The sequence below is a fragment of the Paenibacillus sp. J53TS2 genome (assembly GCF_018403305.1).
Lineage (GTDB): Bacteria > Bacillota > Bacilli > Paenibacillales > Paenibacillaceae > Fontibacillus > Fontibacillus rhizolycopersici.
On the sequence record NZ_BOSK01000001.1, the window covers coordinates 12,990 to 34,794 of the forward strand.

18 protein-coding genes are annotated in these 21,805 nt (G+C 53.3%); 5 read left to right on the plus strand and 13 right to left on the minus strand.

Going from position 1 to position 21,805, the window contains the following annotated elements; genetic code table 11:
* The first annotated feature begins 339 nt into the window (after window positions 1-339).
* Entirely contained in the window at window positions 340-1,569 is a 1,230-nt protein-coding gene (locus KJS42_RS00075) for an aminopeptidase (RefSeq protein WP_213621635.1), read from the plus strand.
* A 65-nt stretch (window positions 1,570-1,634) separates the two neighbouring features.
* On the opposite strand, the gene KJS42_RS00080 is transcribed toward KJS42_RS00075, so the two are convergent.
* From KJS42_RS00080 to KJS42_RS00135, 12 genes are all read right to left on the minus strand, one after another.
* A complete protein-coding gene (locus KJS42_RS00080) occupies window positions 1,635-2,399 on the minus strand; it encodes a MerR family transcriptional regulator (RefSeq protein WP_213621636.1) in 765 nt (254 codons plus the stop codon).
* Window positions 2,400-2,473: 74 nt separating this feature from the next.
* Window positions 2,474-3,547, minus strand: coding sequence for a Gfo/Idh/MocA family protein (locus KJS42_RS00085; protein WP_213621637.1), 1,074 nt, complete (start codon window positions 3,545-3,547; stop codon window positions 2,474-2,476).
* Between the two features lie 24 nt (window positions 3,548-3,571).
* Complete coding sequence (locus tag KJS42_RS00090; RefSeq protein WP_213621638.1) at window positions 3,572-4,675, minus strand: Gfo/Idh/MocA family protein; 1,104 nt, start codon at window positions 4,673-4,675, stop codon at window positions 3,572-3,574.
* Between the two features lie 22 nt (window positions 4,676-4,697).
* Window positions 4,698-6,317 (minus strand): response regulator transcription factor, encoded by a 1,620-nt coding sequence (locus KJS42_RS00095; RefSeq protein ID WP_213621639.1) that lies wholly within the window; start codon window positions 6,315-6,317, stop codon window positions 4,698-4,700.
* 52 nt (window positions 6,318-6,369) lie between these two features.
* Window positions 6,370-8,172, minus strand: coding sequence for a sensor histidine kinase (locus tag KJS42_RS00100; RefSeq protein ID WP_213622078.1), 1,803 nt, complete (start codon window positions 8,170-8,172; stop codon window positions 6,370-6,372).
* Window positions 8,173-8,268: 96 nt separating this feature from the next.
* The gene (locus KJS42_RS00105; protein ID WP_155608159.1) at window positions 8,269-9,111 is read right to left on the minus strand and encodes a carbohydrate ABC transporter permease; all 843 of its coding nucleotides are present in this window, start codon (window positions 9,109-9,111) and stop codon (window positions 8,269-8,271) included.
* Window positions 9,108-10,070 (minus strand): carbohydrate ABC transporter permease, encoded by a 963-nt coding sequence (locus tag KJS42_RS00110; protein ID WP_193415357.1) that lies wholly within the window; start codon window positions 10,068-10,070, stop codon window positions 9,108-9,110. The genes KJS42_RS00105 and KJS42_RS00110 overlap by 4 nt, the downstream gene beginning before the upstream one ends.
* Window positions 10,071-10,180: 110 nt before the next feature.
* A complete protein-coding gene (locus KJS42_RS00115; RefSeq protein ID WP_213621640.1) occupies window positions 10,181-12,256 on the minus strand; it encodes an alpha-glucuronidase family glycosyl hydrolase in 2,076 nt (691 codons plus the stop codon).
* 14 nt (window positions 12,257-12,270) lie between these two features.
* Complete coding sequence (locus KJS42_RS00120; protein ID WP_213621641.1) at window positions 12,271-13,053, minus strand: Nif3-like dinuclear metal center hexameric protein; 783 nt, start codon at window positions 13,051-13,053, stop codon at window positions 12,271-12,273.
* Window positions 13,054-13,133: 80 nt separating this feature from the next.
* Window positions 13,134-14,447: an ABC transporter substrate-binding protein gene (locus tag KJS42_RS00125; RefSeq protein ID WP_193415354.1), complete on the minus strand. Its 1,314-nt coding sequence runs from the start codon at window positions 14,445-14,447 to the stop codon at window positions 13,134-13,136.
* Between the two features lie 145 nt (window positions 14,448-14,592).
* On the minus strand, window positions 14,593-15,357 hold the full coding sequence (gene glsA, locus KJS42_RS00130) for a glutaminase A (RefSeq protein ID WP_244868338.1): 765 nt from the start codon (window positions 15,355-15,357) through the stop codon (window positions 14,593-14,595).
* 25 nt (window positions 15,358-15,382) lie between these two features.
* Complete coding sequence (locus KJS42_RS00135; protein ID WP_213621642.1) at window positions 15,383-15,673, minus strand: alpha/beta-type small acid-soluble spore protein; 291 nt, start codon at window positions 15,671-15,673, stop codon at window positions 15,383-15,385.
* Between the two features lie 146 nt (window positions 15,674-15,819).
* On the opposite strand from KJS42_RS00135, the gene KJS42_RS00140 reads away from it, so the two are divergent.
* The 4 genes from KJS42_RS00140 to KJS42_RS00155 all read left to right on the plus strand — a co-directional run bounded on the left by KJS42_RS00140 (window position 15,820) and on the right by KJS42_RS00155 (window position 20,712).
* Window positions 15,820-16,929, plus strand: coding sequence for a GerAB/ArcD/ProY family transporter (locus KJS42_RS00140; protein ID WP_244868339.1), 1,110 nt, complete (start codon window positions 15,820-15,822; stop codon window positions 16,927-16,929).
* An 18-nt stretch (window positions 16,930-16,947) separates the two neighbouring features.
* The gene (locus KJS42_RS00145; protein ID WP_213621644.1) at window positions 16,948-18,477 is read left to right on the plus strand and encodes a spore germination protein; all 1,530 of its coding nucleotides are present in this window, start codon (window positions 16,948-16,950) and stop codon (window positions 18,475-18,477) included.
* A gap of 48 nt (window positions 18,478-18,525) precedes the next feature.
* Window positions 18,526-19,719, plus strand: coding sequence for a Ger(x)C family spore germination protein (locus KJS42_RS00150; RefSeq protein WP_213621645.1), 1,194 nt, complete (start codon window positions 18,526-18,528; stop codon window positions 19,717-19,719).
* A gap of 120 nt (window positions 19,720-19,839) precedes the next feature.
* The gene (locus KJS42_RS00155) at window positions 19,840-20,712 is read left to right on the plus strand and encodes a YitT family protein (protein ID WP_213621646.1); all 873 of its coding nucleotides are present in this window, start codon (window positions 19,840-19,842) and stop codon (window positions 20,710-20,712) included.
* Between the two features lie 6 nt (window positions 20,713-20,718).
* Here the strand turns inward: KJS42_RS00155 and KJS42_RS00160 are convergent, their stop codons facing one another.
* Window positions 20,719-21,759, minus strand: a complete 1,041-nt coding sequence (locus KJS42_RS00160; RefSeq protein WP_213621647.1) for an ABC transporter substrate-binding protein — start codon at window positions 21,757-21,759, stop codon at window positions 20,719-20,721.
* Between the last annotated feature and the right edge of the window lie 46 nt (window positions 21,760-21,805).

Below are 21,805 nucleotides of genomic sequence, written 5' to 3' on the forward strand. Positions count from 1 at the left end.
AGTCAAAGAACTCTGCCGTGACTATACATTATCTCTCTAGCTTCTTTCTAAAGGAACGTAGAGCCGCTATTTGAGTATTTCTCAGTCATTTCCCAATTTAACGGAACTAGAAGCCGCTATTCGCCTAAAAAGGCAGCTGCTGGGGCCAATTTCGACGAAATAAGGTCTCCTCGTTCCGTTAGAGCTCATAGTTTCGTATTTGCAGCTAAATAACGTCTCTCAGTTCCGTTAGCGGTTAGCGGAGTGCTCTCGGCATCTTTTTTCACTCCCCGCCCGTTCGTGCTACAATAAGGATTGTTTGTACATAGGAGAATGAACGATACGGGAGGAGTCACAACAATGGAAGCTTTCGAGGTTCTTCTTGAAAAATACGCCGAATTGGTCATCCGGGTTGGCGTCAATATCCAGCCCGGCCAAAACTTGATGCTTACGGCGCCGCTGGAAACCGTGGACTTTGCACGGTTGCTGGTGGCCAAAGCCTACGACGCGGGAGCCAAATACGTTCACGTCGACTGGGAGGACGAGCAAACGACCCGCATCCGCTACGAGCATGCGTCGGACGAATCCTTGTCCTATTATCCGCAGTGGCTCGCAGACATGGCGGAACAATTCGGGGAGGAAGGCGGCGCGATCCTGCGGGTTAAGGTGCCGGATCCCGAGCTGTTCCAAGGCATCTCATCATCCAAAGTGTCCACCGCGGTCAAAGCAGCGGCCAAAGCACGCGAGAAGCATTCCGCCCAAACGCGCAACAACCGGATCACCTGGTCGCTGATCAAAGCCCCGACCCAGGCCTGGGCGAACAAAGTGTTTGCCGATCTGCCCGAAGAACAACGAATCCCGGCCATGTGGGAGGCGGTATTCCACATGAACCGCGTCGACCGCGAGGATCCGATCGCCGCTTGGCACGAACATATCAAGCAGTTGAAGGAAAGACAGGAACATATGAATGCCAAGCGGTACAAGAAGCTGCATTACCGCGCTCCGGGCACCGATCTTCAGGTGGAGCTGCCCGAGGGTTATTTATGGCTGGGCGGCGGTGATTACAATGCGGCCGGCGACTATTTCGTCGCTAATATGCCAACTGAGGAAATTTACTCCATGCCGCATCGCACCGGTGTGAACGGTACCGTAGCCAGCACAATGCCGCTGAATTTGAACGGCCAGCTCGTCGAAGGTCTGACGCTGACGTTCAAGGACGGCAAAGTGGTCCGTTATGACGCGAAATCCGGCCGGGAGCATATGGAAAACCTGCTCCATACGGACGAAGGAGCGATGCATCTTGGCGAAATTGCTCTCGTGCCGCACAACTCGCCGATCTCCCGGTTGAACCGGATATTCTACAACACCGGAATCGACGAGAACGCCTCCTGCCACTTTGCTCTCGGCAGCGCTTATCCCGTTAATATCGAAGGCGGCGCCAAGCTAAGCAAAGAAGAATTGCTTGCCAAAGGCGCCAACGTCAGCCTAACGCATGTCGACTTTATGATCGGCTCCGCGGAGCTCGATATCGACGGCGAGCTGGCGGATGGCACGATCGAGCCGGTGTTCCGCCAAGGGAACTGGGCGTAAACCAACCCATTCGTAACGAAAAAGCTCTCCTCTCCGCCAAGCGGAAAGGAGAGCTTTATGTTTCCCTAAGATTTCATCCCGGTGTAAATCTGAACCGCATCTCGCAGAAACTCGGCCATACCTGGCTGGTCCTTATCATAATAAGCTTTAAAGCGCTCATCATCCACGTACATTTGAGCCAGCCCGGCATGAGCTTCTTTGCTGTACTCGCTCCAATAGAACGTCAGCCATTGCTTATGCAAATCAGCGGCTTTCTGGGCAAGTTCACCGGCGGGGTCGCCCGTCTTGAAGGCCTCAGCCAGAGTAGCATTTACTTCGTTCGACAGCTGCGTCACCTTCTCGTATTCCTCTTCCGTCATGTTCATCAGCTTCCGATTGGACTTCTCGACCTGATCTTCCCCGTATTTTTCGCGGATTTCCCGGCCATATTTCTGCTCGTTTTCCTCGATCAGCTGTTTTTTGAATCCTTGGAATTTTTCTTGATCGCTCATTGAGATTCTCCCTTCCTGCGACGCAATCGTTTTTTCCACATTGGCAATTAAGGCGTCCAATTGCATGCGTTTGTCAAGGAGTTGATTACGGTGTTCTTTCAGCGCACGGGGACCATCAAAACCGGGATCGGTGACGATCGACCGGATAGCCTCAAGGCTTAAGCCCAGCTCCCGATAGAACAAAATCTGCTGCAGCAGATCCACTTCCCGCTGACCGTAGATGCGGTACCCCGACGAATTCGTTCTTGCCGGCTTCAGAATACCGATCTCATCGTAATAACGCAGCGTCCGGGTGCTAATTCCGGCAAGCCGGCCCAGCTTCTGAATGGTGTATTCCATGTGCTCACCTCCTGACAACACTCATGATAAACGTTGACGTAACGTGAAGGTCAACTCTTTTTTATTAAGAAATTTTATCCCCAACTCGGGCGTGCGGCAACCACCGTTTCTCCGGTAAGGATTGCCCGTTCAATCATCATTCCGAGATAATGATCCTGCGCCGCATCCCATAATCCATAAAAAGCGGGACCGCCTTGAGCATATTCGCCCATCTTCTCCAGACAGGCCGCTATGGCTAGCTCGTCATCATATAATCTGGCCGGCGCAAACGGATTCGTATACAACCACTGTTCTCCGCCCAATATGCCTTGCAGATAGTACCCTTCCTGGTTCTCTTGTTCGCCCTTATTAACCCGCTTTAGCTCCAACTGCAGCGGAATCGTATTCTCTTGCTGGATCAATACCCGCGAATCGAAGATTTCCCCGCGTTCGCCGCGGATGCAGCAATGATTGGAGCGGATCCAGGAGCGATGCTGGTCGCGAGTAAAATCGTAAATCCCCAGCCGATCGCCAAAATCGAGCCAGGCCAGCTCCCGAACGGAAGGGACAAGTCGATCTTCCGCAGGCGGACCGCTGCGCGTCGGTCCCTGCACCCAATTCGAATCAAACCGCATTGCGCGAATCCTCACTTCTTCGAAGGTAACTCCCAACAGCCGGCGAATCAAGCTGACACCGTGGTACAAGTGAGAGATGGACACGGTTGCCTCAGTGATTCGTCCCAGCCGTCCCGATTCGATCAACTGGAGCCGAGCTTGCTGGAGCGGGTGTAAATGATATTGCTCCGCAACCTGGATCCTTGCGCCTCTCCCGCTTAGCCGCGAGTGAAGCAGCTCCAACCCGGCAAGGTCGGACGCCGGCGGCGTTTCCGAGAGGACGGGAATTTCCGTCTCCGCCAGTTGCAGCAGATAGGACAGCATCTCCGAGCCGCTGACCGCTAACACAATAAAGTCCTGCTGCTCCTGCTGCAGCAGAGCTTCAACCGAGCGGTAGGTCCGCACGCCCCACTGCCGCTCCATCGCCTGCGCTTTCATTTCGTCGCGGACGACCAAGCCTCCGATTTGAAATCGATCCGGAAGCACCTGAGCGATCCGCAAATAATATTGAGCCCGAAAGCCCGCCCCGCCGATGAGGCTGAAAGTGACCGGCATGCTTGCTCCCCTCCTTCGCGTTCTTCACGCCATCGGGTGAAACCGAGGCGCCTTCCTGAGAATGCTCTCCTGCGCGTAAAAGATCGAATCCTTCGGCAGCGGCAACGAAATCGGCTTCCCGGTTGCGGAGGATTCGTAAATCGCCATGATGAGCTCGATCGTTTTTCGTCCCTCATTTCCGTCGATCAGTACCTGCCGGCTACCCGTTTCAATGGCGCGCAGCACGTCGTCAATTTGCCCGGCGTGCCCGGTATATTGCAGTGGAGCGACCTCTGCGGCCACTTGCTGGATTTCCGCTTCCAGGTCCGGATTCCGCTGCGGAAAACCACCATCCCCTTCGGCTGATGCGTATACCTGCCAAGGCATTCCCACCTTGGCGTGCTCCCCCTGAAAGACAAGCCGCTGTTCTTCGCCATGATGAACGACCGAGCTGGTCACTTGAGCCAGACTACCGTCCGGGAACTTAAGGATCGCGATAGACAAGTCTTCAACCTGCGAATTGCCGTGCGACGTATTGGCGGTTACCGCTAGGACTTCCGAAGGCATCCCTCTGATCCACAGCAGCAAATCCAGATGGTGCACCGCATGATTCATCACACAGCCGCCACCTTCAGCTTCCCACGTTCCCCGCCATTCGACATCGTAATAGCTGCGCCCGCGCCACCAATAGGAATTAGTCTCGGCATGGACGATGCTGCCCGTCAATCCGGTATCGATCACCCGTTTAACCTGGCGGATCGGGTCATAGAAACGGTTTTGTCCGACGATGGATAAGAGTGCATGGCCTCTAGCCGCCGCCTCCAGCATCCGGTCGCATTCAGACAGTGAGGGGGCCATTGGCTTTTCGACCAAGACATGCTTGCCCGCCAACAGGAATGCCGAAGCTAGATTTGCGTGGGTAGACGGAGGGGTGCACAGGGACACCAAATCCACCGAATCAGAGTTCACGATTTCCTCGTAATCCGAATAAATCTCGCAATCCAGGTTAAAACGTTCCTTCAGCTTCTGCGCCTTCTCTCCGCTCCGATCAACCAGCGCCGTGATCCGGCAGCGGTCCCTAAAGCGGGTAAATGCCTCAAGATGCGTTACGGCAATCGAGCCGGTGCCGACAAGGGCGACATTGATCATGAATTCTCTCTCCCCTGGTTGTCTATTTAATCAAATCGGTTGGGTTCATGCCGGTAATTTTTTTGAACAAAGTGCTGAAATAGGGCACGTTCTTGTAGCCGACCCGCTCAGCCACCTCATAGACGAGCATCGTACGCTGCAACAGCAGCTCGCGTGCTTTTTCGATTCGAACCCGGGTCAGATAGTTGTTGAACGTTTCGCCGGTGATGTTTTTGAAAATGATCGACAAGTGGTTGCGTGAAATGTAGAGCTTCTCCGACAACTCCGCCAACGTGATGTCCTCGGCATAATGCTCATGGATATAACCGGTCATGTAATCCACCACCTGCCGGTGTTTGTTGTTTCCCCGCCATTGGCGGCTGCTGCAGATGAGCGTGATTTTGTCCGACAGCCATTCCGTGAGCTGCTCCGGACCGGTCAAACCAACCAGCTCCTTCGTAATCTGTTCGCCGGGCACGAGATCATTAAGCAATACGCCGGCTTCATAGAGACAATACGTAAATACCCCCCACAGCTCGCTGGCGAGGATTTGCACCGATTCAGGCGTCATCGCCTTCTGAAGCTCCAACCGGCTCATGTAATCCGCAACCAGCTTCTTGGCCTCCGCTTCCTGAGACGCTTTCATCGCGGAAGCCAATTCCACATAGAACTTGACCGAAAACAAATTGTCCGCGAACACGTAATCGTCTTCGTCCTCTTGATAAGCGTAAAGCGCGTAGGCCGGATCCCGCCGTCCCGCCCTTAACTCGATGGCACGGAACGCTTCCTCCGTCGACTCCGGAATCTGAAGCCATTGCCGCTTAACGCCTCCGATCCCCACTCGTACGACTAGCTTGAGATAACATTTGATCGCATTAATCAGCTTCACGCCCAGCTCATGCAGCTTCTTGTCTAACAGCTCCGCCGGTTCCTCCGGCCGCGGATGGACCATCAACACCGCCCTCGTACTGTGCAGTTCGGTATATTCCACGGAACTGAACATTTTGCGAGCTACCTCGCAAGCGATATTGCGGATCGCAAACCGGAACAGATTCCAGTCCGACAAAGAAAATTCACTGACGCGCGCATCCCGGACCAGGTCGATGCCAATAGTGACATGGCTGAAATCTGTCCAATACCGATAGGGTTCTGGCAGACGACCCGCTTCCCGGTAGGAGCTGTCCAGCGTGCCAACGACGGCCGAACGGACCCACTCTTTTTCGATGAAGGGTTCATATAAGCTGAGCTTACGCTCCATCTCACCTTGCTTCTGCCGGCTCTCTTCCTCCTCGGTTAGCTCGCCGATCACCTTGGTTAAGATCGTCTTCAGCGTTGGCACGCTAATCGGCTTGGAGACGTAATCGCTGACATTAAAGCGCAGCGCTTGCCGCGCATGTTCGAAATCCGAATAGCCGCTGAAAATAATGACCTTGCCGTCATACCCGTCCTTGCGCAGCTGTTCGATCATATCAATGCCATTCATCGCCGGCATATAAATGTCCGTGATCACGATATCCGGTTCGGTTCGACGAACCACATCCAGCCCGTCTGCGCCGTTCAGCGCCTCTCCAACCCATTCCGCCCCCAACTGTTCCCACGGAATGGCGCGTTTCATACCTTGCAGCACTTGGCGTTCATCATCGACGATGGCGATTTTCCACATCCTCAATTACCTCCTTGGCTGTTCTCCTAGATGATCTTTACGAGAGTCCCGCTCACGCGGCTGGTCCCGGTTCTATCGGTTCACCAAGCGGGGGTACCGGCGGTTCCAGCAGTTTCGGCAGCGTAATAACGACACGGGTGCCGCCTTCCGCACGTTCGGATAATTCCACGCCGTAAGCGCCTTCAAAGTAACCGGCAATCCGCTCCCTCACATTGCGGACGCCATACCCTCCGGTCCGCCGTTTACGCTCGCGGTCTACGGCCTGTTTCAGTCCAGCGCCGTCGTCTTCGATCGTAATGGTAAGCAAATCCGGCTGCTCCTCCAGTTTGATCCAGACCTTGCCGCGAGAACGCCCATTAAACCCATGGACGATGGCATTTTCAACGAACGGCTGCAGCGTCAGCTTCGGGATAAACAACTCCTGAATGGAGAGCGGCGCATCAATAGCGTAGTCCAACTCTCCCCCGCCTCCGGCTTGCCAGCGCAGCTGTTGAATCTCCAGATAGCAGTGGATATGTTCCAGCTCCTCGTCGATCGTAATGAAGCTATTACCATTGGACAAGCCGATCCGAAACATGCGCCCCATCAACTCGAGAATTCGGCTCAGCTCGTCTTGCCCCGCTTCAATCGCCATCCAATTCAACTGATCCAGCATATTGTACAGAAAATGAGGGTTAATGTTGGCCTGCAGCGCTTCGATTTCCGCCTTACGCTGCTGTTCATACCGCCGCTGCAGCGAGCGGTACAGCTCTTCGATCTGCTCCATCTGCTTGCGGTACCCGTCGAAGAGATATCCAAATTCGTTCTCGTAATCGTCCGGCAGATCTACGGGATGACCACCGCTGCCGGCAGGGCCACCGCCTCCCACAAAATACTGACGCATCGCCATGACGAGACTCTTGATCGGTTTCGTAAATTGGCGGCTTAAGTAGAGAGTCAGCAGCAATGCCAACAAAATGGCGATAACTCCTATCATGCCGATGACCAGCGCCAGTCGGAAGCTGCCTTTCGTAATTTCGCTCCAGGACGTGATTTCCACGAGCATCCAATGGGAATCGCGCATCTTGGAATACACCAGCAGCGAGTCGCCCAGCTCCCGCTGGCCCCGAATATGCATATACCCGGACTGGTCGGTTTTCACGTCGATCCACTGGGACAGCTCGGTATGCTCCGGAACCTGACCGGTTTTCACCGTCTGCTGCCCCAAAGTGTCAATCATCATCCGGTTGACCGGCGCGGAATGCCCGGCCAGCAGCTGTTCGATCTCCTTCGCTTTGACGTGGACGACCAGCACGCCGAGGTACTTGTCCTCTTCAACAATTTTGCGCGCGAAGCTAAGCACTCGCACATTCCCTTGGAAGCTGGGGATTTCATGCTCACGGGACCAGGCGAAGTCGTTCTTGTCAAGCGCCTCCGCCCACTCCTGTTTGGCCAGATCGCCTAAACCGCGGAATTGGATATAGCTGTTGGCGTCCCCCCGCAGCGGACGCTCCATATATAAGTCGATTCCTTGAATGATCGGAATCGAATAAGTCAGATTGGCTAAGGCACGCTCCACGCTGACGGACCGGCGATGCCGGTCGTATTCGTCCTGCCGGTCGCGCAGAAACGTAATGAGCTCATTATCGCGGGATGTCGACAACGAGATTTGCTCGATCGTCACCAACCGGGTGGTGATTTCGTTGTTGAGCTCGTCCAGCAGCAGCTGCTGATAATGGGAGCTGGTCTTCGCCAGCTCATTGGACGAAATGCGGTAGCTGGCCCAGGCAATACAGGCTAATACGGCTACGATAAAGATGGCAAAACTGCGAAAGAATAAACTATCGATCCGGAACTTCTTGAACGGATTCGTCATGCTCAAGACTGCACTCCCTTCAGGTGTAAGGAAAAAACGGTAAAGCCGCGAAGGAAAATCACGCTTTACCGTTATATAATTGGCCGTCTGCCGTCCCTATCCCTTTATTCCGGTTGTGGCAATCCCCTCGACGAAGTATTTTTGCAAGAACATAAAAATCAAGGTAGCCGGAACGATGGATACGAGCGACATCGCCAGCAGTTGCCCCCATTCCTGAGCCGACTGGGAATCGTTGATCATCCGCAGCGCCAGGCTGACCGTGTATTTATCCACCGAGTTGAGATACAGCAGATGTCCGAGGAAATCGTCCCAGTTCCAAAGGAAGCAGAAGATCATTACGGTCACGATAGCCGGAACCATCAGCGGCATGACGATCCGGAAGTAAATGCCGAACCAGGAACAGCCGTCGATTTTCGCCGATTCATCCAGCTCCTTCGGTATGCCGCGTACGAACTGGATCAACAGGAAGACGAAGAACGTCCCGCCCGCGCCGCCTGCAAGCATATGCGGTACGATAAACGGCCAATACGTGTTCACCCAGCCAAGTTGGTGGAACAAGGCGTATTGCGGAATGATCAGTACCTGCCCCGGCATCATCAAAGTGAGCATGAACAAGGAGAACCAGAGGTTTTTCAGAGGAAAATTCAGTCTCCCGAACCCAAACGCGACAAGCGTGCTGGATACCAGCGTCGCTGCGATGACCGCCGCCTCCAGGGCAAATGTGTTCAGGTAAAAATCGGTAAAGGAATGGCCAGGCACCGAATTCCAGCCTTTAACGAAGTTGCTCCACTGCGGGACCGAAGGGAAAATATTCGGTGAAGCCAGCTCGCCGTTTGTTTTGAGCGACGCGCCGATCCACCAAAGCACCGGATAGACCATCACCAGACTGAACGAGATCATGAAGAAGTGCCGGATCAGCGGCTTCCATTTGAAAGTCATTTGGCTTTTCTCCCTTCCGGTTCCGTTTCGTAGAACACCCAGTATTTCGATGTCCCCGCGATGATCAGCGTAGCCACAACGATCATGATCAGCATAATCCAGGCCAAAGCCGAGGAATAACCAAGCTGGTACCGGCTAAACGCCCGCTCGTACAAGTAGAGCGCATAAACATAAGTCGAGTTCATCGGGCCGCCGTTCGTGATGACAAACGCCGAAGTAAACATTTGGAACGCGTTGATGACGCCCATGACCAGGTTGAAGTACAGGACCGGGGACAGCATCGGCAGCGTGATGTTGAAGAACTGGCGAACCTTGCCGGCGCCGTCCACGGCGGAAGCCTCGTACAGATCGCCCGGGATTTGCTTGAGGCCTGCCAGGAAAATAACCATCGACGAACCAAATTGCCAGACCGTAAGCAGAACCAACGTGCTTAACGCCGTATCGGGACTGGTAATCCAGCCTTTCCCCTCAAGGCCAAACGCTCCGATGATTTTGTTGAAGATGCCGTCCACGCCAAAAATATTACGCCATAGCAACGATACGGCGATACTGCCTCCGATCAGCGACGGGAAGTAAATCGCCGTGCGGTACAACCCAATTCCCCGCACCGCCCGGTTCAGCACGATGGCGACAAGCAGCGCCGCGATCAGCTTTAATGGAACCGAAGCCAAAACGTACAGGAACGTAACCTTGACCGAGGTGACGAACTTGGAATCCGCCGTAAAGATCAGTTCGTAATTTTTGGTGCCTACCCAGTTGATCGGCTCCAACAGCGTGTAATCCGTAAACGAATAGTAAAGCGATAAAATCAGCGGGTACGCGGTCAACCCGAGAAAACCGAGCAACCACGGCGAAATAAATAAATAGCCGGCGACCGGGGCATTCCATCTTTTCAGGAATTGCCGGCGCTTCTTGATTCCTGGCGCGTCTTTGACGGCCAAGGCCGCGGAACTTTTCATGCTTGCTTCACCTCTGCAGTTTCTGAGTGCTTATAACTCAAGTATAGGGCGGGCCCGCGGCCGGTTGTAGAAGAGGAATCCTCGAAATCTTTTAAAATATCACGAAAAAATCAATACATCCGTCGACCCTGCTGATCGGGAATGCCGCTTTTACGGTAGAAGTACGTGTTGATTTGATCTCTCCATTCCTTGGCATGCTCCGCCTGCTCCGCCAATCGCTCAGCGACCTGCCGATGCAGCGGTTCTTCGATCAGGCCGGACAATCCCGCCCACAGCTCCGCCAGCTTCCCGGCTTGCTCGACCCCTTCGAAATGGGTATCGTAAATATGCTGGATGACCGTCTTGCCGGATTGCAACACGTGGGTGTAGGGAACGTGATGGAAGAAGAGCAGCAGCTCGTCCGGACAAGTCTCCAGCGTTTCATAGCGGCTTTGATTCGGCTCCGCATATTGTGACGTGTAACCCGTTCCCGTCGCGATCGTCCGATCAACGCCGATGCCGCGGCAATCTGCGAAATGATACGTCCCCCACATCGAGTATTCATAACCGTCCACATTAGGACCGTAATGGTGGTTCGGATTCACCATAAAGCCGATGCCCAGCGGGGCGGTATACTTTTCGTAAATGCTCCAGGAATCCATGAGGATGCCGCGAATGACCTGGATCACCCGCTCGTCGCTGCCGAATACCAGCCGAATCCATTCATCCGCAATGCCTTCGGCGCTAAGCTCCGGATTCCAAGCCAGCCGCCCGTACCCGTAAAGGTTGGCCTGTGCCAGTAAATGCCCGGTCCAGTTGGCGTCGCAGCCGATATTCGATACTGCGGCGAATCCGCTGTAACGGGAGGCGTGCAACGTACCGTCCACGATCCGTTTGACGGTCGATCCTTCGCCTTTCAGATGGCTGTCAAAGTCCAGTACTTCCTTCCACTGGGGTACGAGATAGCAGACATGGTGTTGCTGCCCGGTATATTCTTGGGTGACCTGAAACTCGATCATTTGGTTCGTCAACGGCATCGCGCCCAGCAGCGGCGATACCGGCTCGCGCACCTGAAAGTCGATCGGACCGTTTTTGACCTGCAAGATGACGTTCTCTTTGAATCGCCCGTCCAGCGGGACGAAATGATCGTAGGCGGCCCGTGCCCGATCCGTCTTGCGGTCTCTCCAGTCCTGCTTGCAGTTGTAAACGAAGCATCGCCAGATCACGAGCCCGCCGTAAGGCTCCAGCGCCTCGGCCAGCATATTGGCGCCGTCGGCATGATCCCGCCCATAGGTGAACGGTCCCGGCCGGTTCTCCGAATCCGCCTTCACCAAGAACCCGCCAAAGTCCGGGATCGTTCGGTAAATCTCCGCTGCGCGTTCGCGCCACCAGGCCGCAACCTCCGGTTCAAGCGGATCGGCGGTAGATAACCCGCCGATTTCCAGCGGGGCCGCGTAATTGATGCTGAGGAACAGCTTGATGCCGTACATGCGGAAGATTTCGGCCACCTTGGCTACCTCTGGCAATAACGCCTCTGTAATCAGCTCGGTTTCGATCCGGTGCACATTCACGTTGTTGATGGCAATCGCATTGATGCCCGTCGAGGCCAGCAACCGCGCGTAGTCGCGAAGGCGCTCCAGGTTCTGCGTGAATCGGTTGTTTTCGTAAAAAATCGAGGAACCGGCATACCCACGCTCAATGCTTCCGTCCATATTGTCCCATTGATTCAGCATCCGGAGCCCATTCACCGGACGTTCCACGATATTTAACCCTTTCAGCGATTGTCCGGTACCGATGCGGCGCAGCACATCAAATGCGCCATACAGCAAACCGGCGTCGCTATCTGCGCCGATGGCGATCCGCCCGGAACCGGGCTCATGCCGTAGAGCATACCCCTCCCGTCCCAGCCCCAAGCTAGCCTCCACTTCCGGGAACATGCCATCGATGATCGGACTGCGTCCCAACCGCCCCAGCACAAAGCAAGGAGCATCCCCTGCGTGCTCCAGGACAGAGACCTCACGCCCCAGCATCCCGCTTAATCCTCTGGACAACTCCCGGGCCGCAGTATGTGCCAACGGCTCATCGGTTCCCTCGACGACGATGCCGCTAAATCGGTTGAACTCTTCACGTCGCTCACCCGGTTCGATGCTTCGGTACCGTAGCCAAGCGTCATATCCATATTCCGCTTTTGCGGTTGTTTTGTTCATGGTTTCTCCCCCTGTCAGATCCAATGAAATAACGGTTCATTCTCGATCACATGAACCGGAAGGGATGGAAAGGCAACGCGGAGCACGCGGGCCAGCCGTTTCATTCCGGGCGTTTCGCTCGGACCATGGCCCAGGAAGATGATCGCTTTGCTCTTGCCTTGATAAACGGCGTCACGTACGTACTCCGGCGTTTCCCATTCCGGGCCTTCCCCGGCGATGATCAGGTCAACTTCCCTGAGCAGCGGGATCGCCAGTTCGCCGCCGCCCCGGTAACCGACCAGCACTCCCACCTTGCGGCACAGCATCAACGGATCGCCCGTGAACCGTACATATGGGAGGTTTAGCTTCACTTTCAGCAAGCGAGCGACCTCACCAAGCGTTGCGGCTTGGAGTTCCAGTACCGCGGAAGCTGGTTGGTATTCGCACACCGCGTCCTGCCAGCCGAGTTCCTCGATCAGCCCGGACGTGATGCCGTCCGGCGTCTCCCGGTGAATACCGTCATGGTACCGTAGCACCGCGAGACCCAGTTCCTCCAGCCGATGCTTCTTATGCCAGACGACAGGGTCCTCTTTCAACGTATTTCCGTCTGAGCGATGGCTGTAAAATACCCCCTCGTGCGAAATCAACAAGTTCGCTCCAAGCGAAACCGCCTGTTCAATGGCCGCCTGCGTCGCCATAAACGTGACGGCGATCCCTCGCACTTCCTCATCCGGCCTGCCGATAACGAGACCGTCGACGGTGTGCTCTATCGATTCCGCCGGCATCAGCCGATCCAGAATATCCTGAATCCGGTACATGATCTCCGCGCCCCCTTCCCCTCACCTCGGTAAAAATCAGCCCGGAACGGGAATCCGGTTCCGGGCTGGGATCGAACGTCTTATTCGTAAGCCGCAGCCGCTTCTTTCAGCTGTTTGTAGGCTTCTTCCGGCGTGATCTTGTTAAAGCTCAATTGATCGTGCACCAGCGGGAAATCCTTATCGATGTAATTCGTCCAACCACCTGCACCGGCAGTCCAGGTTTGACCGTCGATCTCGGTCGCGCGGAGCAGCCCCATGCCGACCTTGTCGACGTCGCTCATGCTGGATTCCAGCGCAGTTGCATTGTCCTTGTTGACCGGCAAGCCCCGAGATGTCTTCAGAATTTGCGCCACTTCAGGATCATTGACGAACCAATTGATGAACGCTTCCGCCTCGGCTTTATGCTCAGAGTTGTCGGAGACTGACAGATACATCGACGGTTTCAGCCAACCGCCGGCTTCTTCCGCCCGCGGCATCGTTACCAACGCGTAAGCGCCTTTCTTAATGCTGTCCCATGCGCTGTAGTTGTTGGAGAAGCTATAACGGAACAAGATTTTCCCTGCGACCATCAGGTCCATTTGCGGGTCAAACTCTTTGTCAGAAGAGTTGACGTCCGCTGGCGGTACCAGCCCTTCCTTGCGAAGCTCCTCGAAATGCTTGGTCCATTCCAGGAAGGACGTTTCATCGATGTTGAACTTCCCGTCTTCCGTAATGACCATGCCTTTGCCTTTACTGTACTGATAAGCCGAGTACATAAAGTAGTTGGCCGCATAATCCTTTGTGAAATATTGACCGTCTGGCAGCTTGCCTTTCAACTCTTTCGCCAGCGCGAAGAAATCATCCCAAGTCCAGCCGTTCTCCGGATTTTTGACGCCCAGCTTATCCAGCGCCGCTTTGTCGTAAATCATCCCGAAAGCAACGGAACCCAGAGGTACGGCGTATTGCGTGCCGTCCAGCTGTCCGCCGGCTAACAGTTTTGGGTCGATCTTCGACACATCAACCGCATCCAGTGGAGCGAGTTGCTTGCGGTTTGCCCAATCCGGCGCCCAACCTGGATCGAGCTGAACGATGTCCGGCGCGTTTTTCGCTGCCGCTTGTGTGGACAGCTTGTCCAAATAACCGTCCATACCGGAGTATTCCGGTTCGAACGTGATGTTCGGATTGTTTTTCGTATACAAATCAAGGGCAGCCAAAGTTGCTTCATGCCGTTCCTGAGACCCCCACCACATGATCCGTAGCTTGACGGGTTCATTCCCCGATCCTGTTGCCGCATTGCCTTCGGATTTTGCTCCCGTCGGCTCTGCCGCATTGTTGTTTCCGCCACCGCAGGCAGCCAGCGACCCGACCAGGGTAACTGCCACCAGCGCCGTCAGTAAACGCTTCCATTTGAACATTGATAACCCTCCCATTTGAATCGTAAGTATCTGCTTTACAACTTTTATAGTAACGACTCCGAATGGAAGTGGGTATGAGAGCAATGCACGATTTGTTTTAAAATTACCCGATAATGTCGATTCACCTAAACCTGCCCTTTCCTATTTAAAATAAGCTCCAATCCAAGGTTCGCGACAGCCGCTCGATCAACTGCACCCCGGCGATGCTGTTGCCTTTGGGGTTTAAAGCCGGGCCTACGACTCCTATCCCGTATCGTCCAGGCACCAGCGTCAAGATCCCGCCGGACACGCCGCTCTTGGCCGGCAGCCCCGCGCTGATGGCAAATTCGCCGGAGCCGTTGTACATCCCGCAGGTGACCATAAACGTTTTGGCAATCTGCACGTAACGCCGCGGGATCAGCGTCTTGCCCGTCAAAGGATCGGCCCCGTCTAATGCCAGCACCAGCGCCATTCGCGCCAAATCCTCGCAGCAGACCTTGATCGAGCAGTGGCGGAAGTAGATGTCCAGCACCTCTTCCACGCCACAGCCCAAGATCCCTTTATCCAGCAAAAAATAAGCCATCGATCGGTTCAAATGTCCCGTCTCCGACTCTGAGCGGTAAACTTGTTCATCGTAATTCAAACCGGAATTTCCGGCCAATTCCCGAAAAAAATCCAGAATGCGCGCCGACTTCTCCTCCGCATTCGCCCCCTTGATCATCGAGGAGACTACGATCGCGCCGGCGTTGATCAACGGATTAAACGGTATCGCCGGCTGCGCCAGCTCCAGCTTCATGATCGAGTTGAAATGGTCGCCAGTTGGCTCCATCCCTACTTTGGAAAATACGGCGGCTTCCCCATGGTCCATGAGCGCTAGAATCAACGTAAACACCTTCGAAATGCTCTGCTTCAGTTGATCCCATTCGTTCATGACCATGGCGAACCCCCATTCTAAATTACGGCTGATCGTTCAAGCGTTGCTTCGCTAAGCGGATCATCTCCTTGACCATCGAACCGCCGATCGCGCCGCCTACCTTGCCGGCTTTCGCCGAGGTCAAATCGCCATTATCGCCTTCCCGCAGCGTCACGCCTAACGATTTGGCCACTTCATACTTCACGTCATCCGGCCGCTCCGGGTTGATGTTGTACCCCTCGCGCATCATCACTTCCGCCTTGAACCGGCTAAGTCGAACCGCCGGATCCGAATCCTGCCGGCCATTTCCGCCGTTCCCTTTTGTTTGTACCATGGATATCCCTCGCTTTCAAGTGAGAATTATCCAATAGGATTCCCTGTTTACTGGCCCCCCATCCGGTGAACCTTTCTTCATAAATTTAGCGGAATCTGGTAATAGTAGGATCATTGTTTATGAGTTGTGTAGGAGGTGGAGTTATTTTGCACGAAAAAATTAGCGTTGGCCAACTTGCTTCGATTGTCATCTTGTTTCAAATCGGTAGTTCCTCATTATTTCTGCTGGCCAGTGAAGCCAAACATGATGCGTGGATCTCTGTCGCCATTGCGATGATCCTTGGGATGGGCATCCTGATATTTATCACGATGCCGATTCAGAGTCGCGCCCCACATTGGGATCTGATTGAAATACTGACTCGTTATTTCGGCAAATACCTCGGTTTTACGGTAGGCTTGGCTTACGTTGGATATTTCATTTACAAATCGGTTCGTAACGTGAGGGAGTTCGGGGATTTGGTCATTTTGTACCTGCTGCCCGGAACCCCGCTGGACGTCGTGATGATTGTGCTGTTGGCCGTTGGGGCTTACGCCATTATCCAAGGCATCGAAGTATTCTTTCGGGTAGGACAATTAGTGCTCCCCTGGCTGCTGTTGATCTATCTTGTGTTGTTTGGCCTTATGATCGGTTCCGGTCTTGTTAATCTCAAGCAATTGCTGCCCCTAGTCGAACAGGGATGGATGCCGATATGGAACGCTGCCGTCCCTGAAGTCATCTCTTTTCCTTTCGGGGAAATGGTCGTATTTCTTATCTTCTGGAAACATGTCACCCAGTTTAACGACTTCAAAAAGTTTACCCTGATTTCCTATACCTTCTCCGGCCTTTTTATCGTTCTTACCAATGTGCTGATTATCGCCGTACTAGGTGATTTGTCAGGGGCCTATATCATCCCGTTCATGTTTGGGACCAGCTTGATCGAAATCGGCGGCATTCTGGAACGGATGGACCCGTTCGTTAGCTTGCTGCTCTTCGGAGGTGTTTTCTTCAAGCAGGCGACCTATTATTTGGCGGCGGTTCTGGCCGCGGCGCAGTTGTTCAAAGTAAAACGCCAAGTAATGGTCGTTCCCGTAGGTATAGCTATCTTTGCCGGAGCCAGAATGTTCAAAAGTTATATGGAGCAAATCCAATTTGGCTTTGAACACAACCTGAAATTTCATTTTCCAATTTTTCAGATCGTTTTGCCTATCCTCCTGTTGCTGGTCATGCTCCTTACACAAGGGTTCAAACGCAAACGGGACGCTCCTCAAAATGAATGAAAAGGAGAGAACGACGTAATGCAAAAGCGCAAGGAGAAACACGCCTCGCCTCATCCATTAGCTTTGCGGCTGGAAGATAATCTGGATAGCCTGCGGGCCGCTGCCACCAAACGTTCGGATCTTGTGATCCGTTCTTTTCATGTTCCTGGCAACAGGAACCAAATGGAATGCGCACTAGTATATCTCGATGGACTTGTCGACCTCACATCGATCAACGAATCGCTGCTTCACCCACTCATGAACGTCCTATCCGCCCATGACGGGGATTCGGCGGGAAGATTCGCTGCGATTCAAAACTGCGCTTCTGCTGCAGGGCCTGCTGTTATCGTGGAGGACATGGAATCGCTGTGGCAGCAAATCATGCAGGGGGATACCGTCATTCTCGTGAATGGGTATCCACAAGCCGTCGCGTCAGGCACATCCGGCGGTGAACGAAGAAGCATCACAGAGCCAACAACGCAAAATGTGATCCGCGGTCCAAAGGAAGCATTCACGGAAAGCCTGCGTACGAATACGTCTTTAATCAGCCGCAGGCTAAAATCGCCGAATCTCCGCATCCAAAACAAAGTTATCGGAGAGCAAACCCAAACCAACGTATCTGTTTTATATCTTGAAGGCATTGCGGACGAGTCCGTTGTCCGTGAAATTCAAGAACGCCTCGACCGGATCCAAACCGACGGTATCCTGGAGGGAGGATATATCGAAGAATTTATCGAAGATGCGGCGTTAAGCCCTTTCCCTACGATTTTTAACACGGAACGTCCCGATGCTGCGACGGCTGGCTTGTTGGAGGGACAAATCGCTATCGTCGTTGACGGTTCTCCGTTCGTGCTGCTTGCCCCCGTCACCTTCTTTACTTTTTTCGATTCAAGCGAGGATTATTATCAGCGGTTTTACATCGCTTCGTTCCTGCGTTTGCTCCGTTTCGGCGCTTTTTTCGTCTCTCTGTTGCTGCCCTCATTATATATTGCCGTGACAACGTATCACCCGGAAATGCTGCCCACAACCCTGCTGGTTAGTTTGGTCGCCCAAAGAGAAGGCGTTCCTCTCCCCGGCCTGATCGAGGCATTCTTGATGGAAATTACGTTCGAAGTGCTAAGGGAGGCGGGAGTTCGCATGCCGAAAGCGATCGGCTCAGCGATATCGATCGTGGGGGCGCTCGTACTGGGTCAGGCCGCTGTGGCGGCTGGCCTAATTTCCGCCGCTATGGTCATCATCGTCTCTTTTACGGCGATCTCGAATTTCGTGATCCCGTCCCCGAACCTGTCGGTCACCGTGGGACTTATCCGTTTCGCGTTGATGTTGCTGGCAGGAACCTTGGGACTGTACGGTGTCATGGTCGGGTTGATGCTGCTTTGCATACACCTTGCTTCCTTACGCTCGTTTGGCGTGCCGTACCTCATGCCGGTCGCCCCCTTGATTTGGACGAATTTGAAGGACGTATTCATTCGCTTTCCGTTATGGAACATGCGTACCCGTCCCGACGGCATTGCCGGTAACAACCGGATACGGCAAAAGAAGTTTCTCAAGCCCAGACCTCCCGGCTGAATCCGGAAAAGGAGTGACATCATGATTTTCCCACTCAAAAGGTTAAAGATGATCTTCGCAATTGTTATATGCCTCTTCCTTAGCGGATGCTGGAGTCACAAGGAACTGACGGATTTAGCGATCGTGTCGGCAACCGGTGTTGATCGAAAAAATAATCAATGGGAGTTGACCTACCAACTCGTTACTCCGGCTGCCTCCGCTTCAGGAACATCAGGGGGCAATGCAAACTCCGGTCCGCCGATCAGCGTGCTGTCGATTCAGGGAGACACCTTGCGGAAGGCACTGGCTAACAATGAACTGGAGAACACGCGTCAGTTACATATCGGGAACAACCGCGTATTCATAATCGGCGATGAAGCCGCTAAATACGGGCTTTATTCGCTGATTGACACGTACTTACGGAATCCTCAAGCAAGGGAAACCGTCAACCTTTTTATAACCAAGGATAATCCTCGGATCGTTGTGTCCCAATTGATGTATCTTGAAAAAAACACCGGTGAAGGCATTCACAAGTTGATTGATAGAGAAACCAAAAACACCTCCATCCTTCCAAAAGTCAATATGTACAACTTGGCTTCTCAAACGGCGGGAGCGTCCAAATGTGCCGTGATCCCTGAACTGCTGGTTTCCGGAAAAGGCGAGCCAGGTTCAACTAAAGCGCTCGAAAACACAATAACGGCCTCCAAAGTGAAATTGGGTGGGCTGGCTATTTTGAAGAAGGGCAGACTGGTCGGATGGGTCAACCAAAACGAGGCACTTGGAATCGCCTTTATTCGCAATCACGTGAACAAGGCCGTAATTTCCTTCGAATTTAGCGGAGACAAGGAAGGTCACAAGTCGAGATCCACGTTTGAGGTCACGGACTCCTCCACCCGGCTAAAGATGATTCGCAAGGAAGGGCGGATCATCGTGACCGCAAACCTGAAAGTGAAAGGCATGATCACGGATACCAACTCCTCATTCGATGCGATTGATCCGGGAGTGGCGAGGGAATTGGAACGTGCTATTGGAGACAAGTTGCTACGTATCGTTCAGGAGGGGTGGCATGCCGTTAACCGCATGCAGGCGGATGTCGTTGGGTTCGCCGACATTTATCACCGCAAATATCCGCGGAGATGGCAAGCGATCAAAGAGGACTGGGCTGTTGAATTCGCCAAGATTCAATTCGAACCTACGATCAAGGTAACGATTGAACGCGTGGGATTAATGAATCAATCCTATCAGAAGCTAGTAGAAGAATAACGTTTGTTTGACATGAGGTTGACAAATGTCATAGTCCGGCAGACTGATAAAAAAGATAATTTAATCCGATAAATATATTTTATGAAACATCCTACACTCAAATGAAAAGAAGGCATAGACATGAATTTGGATCAGTATCGCCCGATCATCGAAAAACCGCTTCGAGCTTCCTTGAAACCCGCACAGGAGGTTGGCGTCATTATGCTATCAGCCTTGTTTGTCGCCGCAGGGCTCGACTTGTTTTTGATTCCACATAAATTGCTGTCCGGGGGGGTTACGGGCGTTGCCTCCATCATCAGTTACTTGACTGGGTGGAATATCTCGATCGTTTACTTTCTGCTTAACGTTCCATTGATATTATGGGGCTGGAAAGCGGTTGGGCGACGTTATATCGTGCTTAGCTGCATCTCCGTCGTCAGTACCACCTGGTTTATCTCAATCATCCCCGAGGTGCAAGTCACCCATGACCCGATTCTTGCGGCGGTATTCGGCGGTATTATTTCAGCGGCGGGCATCGGATTTTCGCTTCGCGTTGGGGGCTCTACCGGAGGCTTTGATATTCTCGGATCCATCGTAACACGAAAAAGGGACGTTCCCATGGGGAACATCCTCTTTCTGCTCAACGGACTCGTGATTTTGGCGCTCGGCTTTTTTCAAAGCTGGGATTTAGCTCTGTATTCGATGTTATCCACTTTCGTGAAAGGCAAAGTCGTCGATATGATCCATGTTGGGCATATCAAGGTGACCTGCTTCATCATAACGAAACGCAAGGAAGAGATGCTCTGCCAACTGCGTAAGCTGCATCACGGCATCACCTGCCTTCATTCCGAAGGTGGATACCGTGAAGAGCAGAACTATACGTTGATGACCGTAACGACCCGGTACGAACTGGCGGCCGTCCGAAAAGCCGTGGTTGACACCGACCCTCACGCATTCATGAATGTGGTCCAATCCATTGAGATTCTCGGACGGTTCGCCAGACCGGTCAAATAACTTGGCTTATTTATCTAGCTCATAGATTTGATAAAGTTCGTCAAGCATCAGATTAGCCGCTTTAATACCGCCTGCCGTGTTCCAGATGGCATCGTCGACTTTGTAGGTCTTTTCATTCTTGACGACGTTCAAATTTTTCCACAAGGGGTCATTTGTCCAGTCCAGCTCGGTCTGATTCGCTTTCCCGTCGCCCGTTTCATAGGTGAAGTAGAACAACCGGTCAGCATCCACTTCCGGCAGCCGTTCCTTGGTGATCTCATCGACAAACGTATCTTTGGCGTTTAGCGTCATTGGATTTCTGGCAATCCCCAACTGTTCAAAAATAATGCCTGAGAACGTGTTCGTGTGGTATACGCGCGTTTTGCCATCCATAAACCGGACAACGGATACGGTATCTTTCAGCTTATCGCCGGCTTTGGACTTAAAGTCGTCAATCCGCGCATCATATGCGCTCAACAGCTCGTCGCCTTTGTCGCTCAAGCCCAAGGCTTCCGCATATAATTTGAAATTGTTCATCCAATTTCCCCGCAGGTCTTCGGACATCACCGTAGGAGCGATAGCCTGCAACTGCTCGTAAACTTTCTCTTGGCGCATTTTGTTGCCGATAATGAGATCGGGCTGCAATCCGGCGATGAGCTCCAGGTTTGGCTGGCTTTCTTCGCCTACGACGGTAACCCCCTCCATTTCATCCTTGATATGGGGGTACCAGGGGTCCCCTGTCCAGGAACGAACCGCTCCAACCGGTTTAACGCCCAATGCGAGCAGCGCTTCCGTTCCTTCGTTGGTCAAAATCACGACCTTTTGCGGCGTCCCCACGATTTCGGTCTCGCCCATCGCATGTTTTACGATTCGTTTGCCATCAGCGTTCGCGTTACCGCTCCCTTTCGCGTTCTCCGCAGCTACGTTCCCCTCTGTTCCGTTATTGTTAGACGCCCCTTGATTCCCGTCCTTCCCGCAGCCCGCAACTACGAGCGCAAGCACTAGTACAACAAAGGCCCACCAGATGGAACGACCGCGATAAGTGTAAGCCTTACGACTATGATTCATGATTCATTCTCCCCTTCAAAATGAGTCTATCTCTTATCACTGATAA

Bases quoted from the DNA above. Each gene is read 5' to 3' on its own strand.
- KJS42_RS00120 (WP_213621641.1), bottom strand. From the start codon at position 13,053: ATGTACCGGATTCAGGATATTCTGGATCGGCTGATGCCGGCGGAATCG.
- KJS42_RS00110 (WP_193415357.1), bottom strand. From the start codon at position 10,070: ATGAAAAGTTCCGCGGCCTTGGCCGTCAAAGACGCGCCAGGAATCAAG.
- KJS42_RS00080 (WP_213621636.1), bottom strand. From the start codon at position 2,399: ATGGAATACACCATTCAGAAGCTGGGCCGGCTTGCCGGAATTAGCACC.
- KJS42_RS00115 (WP_213621640.1), bottom strand. From the start codon at position 12,256: ATGAACAAAACAACCGCAAAAGCGGAATATGGATATGACGCTTGGCTA.
- KJS42_RS00100 (WP_213622078.1), bottom strand. From the start codon at position 8,172: ATGACGAATCCGTTCAAGAAGTTCCGGATCGATAGTTTATTCTTTCGC.
- KJS42_RS00095 (WP_213621639.1), bottom strand. From the start codon at position 6,317: ATGTGGAAAATCGCCATCGTCGATGATGAACGCCAAGTGCTGCAAGGT.
- KJS42_RS00135 (WP_213621642.1), bottom strand. From the start codon at position 15,673: ATGGTACAAACAAAAGGGAACGGCGGAAATGGCCGGCAGGATTCGGAT.
- KJS42_RS00075 (WP_213621635.1), top strand. From the start codon at position 340: ATGGAAGCTTTCGAGGTTCTTCTTGAAAAATACGCCGAATTGGTCATC.
- KJS42_RS00150 (WP_213621645.1), top strand. From the start codon at position 18,526: ATGATCTTCGCAATTGTTATATGCCTCTTCCTTAGCGGATGCTGGAGT.
- KJS42_RS00125 (WP_193415354.1), bottom strand. From the start codon at position 14,447: ATGTTCAAATGGAAGCGTTTACTGACGGCGCTGGTGGCAGTTACCCTG.
- glsA (WP_244868338.1), bottom strand. From the start codon at position 15,357: ATGAACGAATGGGATCAACTGAAGCAGAGCATTTCGAAGGTGTTTACG.
- KJS42_RS00105 (WP_155608159.1), bottom strand. From the start codon at position 9,111: ATGACTTTCAAATGGAAGCCGCTGATCCGGCACTTCTTCATGATCTCG.
- KJS42_RS00085 (WP_213621637.1), bottom strand. From the start codon at position 3,547: ATGCCGGTCACTTTCAGCCTCATCGGCGGGGCGGGCTTTCGGGCTCAA.
- KJS42_RS00145 (WP_213621644.1), top strand. From the start codon at position 16,948: ATGCAAAAGCGCAAGGAGAAACACGCCTCGCCTCATCCATTAGCTTTG.
- KJS42_RS00090 (WP_213621638.1), bottom strand. From the start codon at position 4,675: ATGATCAATGTCGCCCTTGTCGGCACCGGCTCGATTGCCGTAACGCAT.
- KJS42_RS00160 (WP_213621647.1), bottom strand. From the start codon at position 21,759: ATGAATCATAGTCGTAAGGCTTACACTTATCGCGGTCGTTCCATCTGG.
- KJS42_RS00155 (WP_213621646.1), top strand. From the start codon at position 19,840: ATGAATTTGGATCAGTATCGCCCGATCATCGAAAAACCGCTTCGAGCT.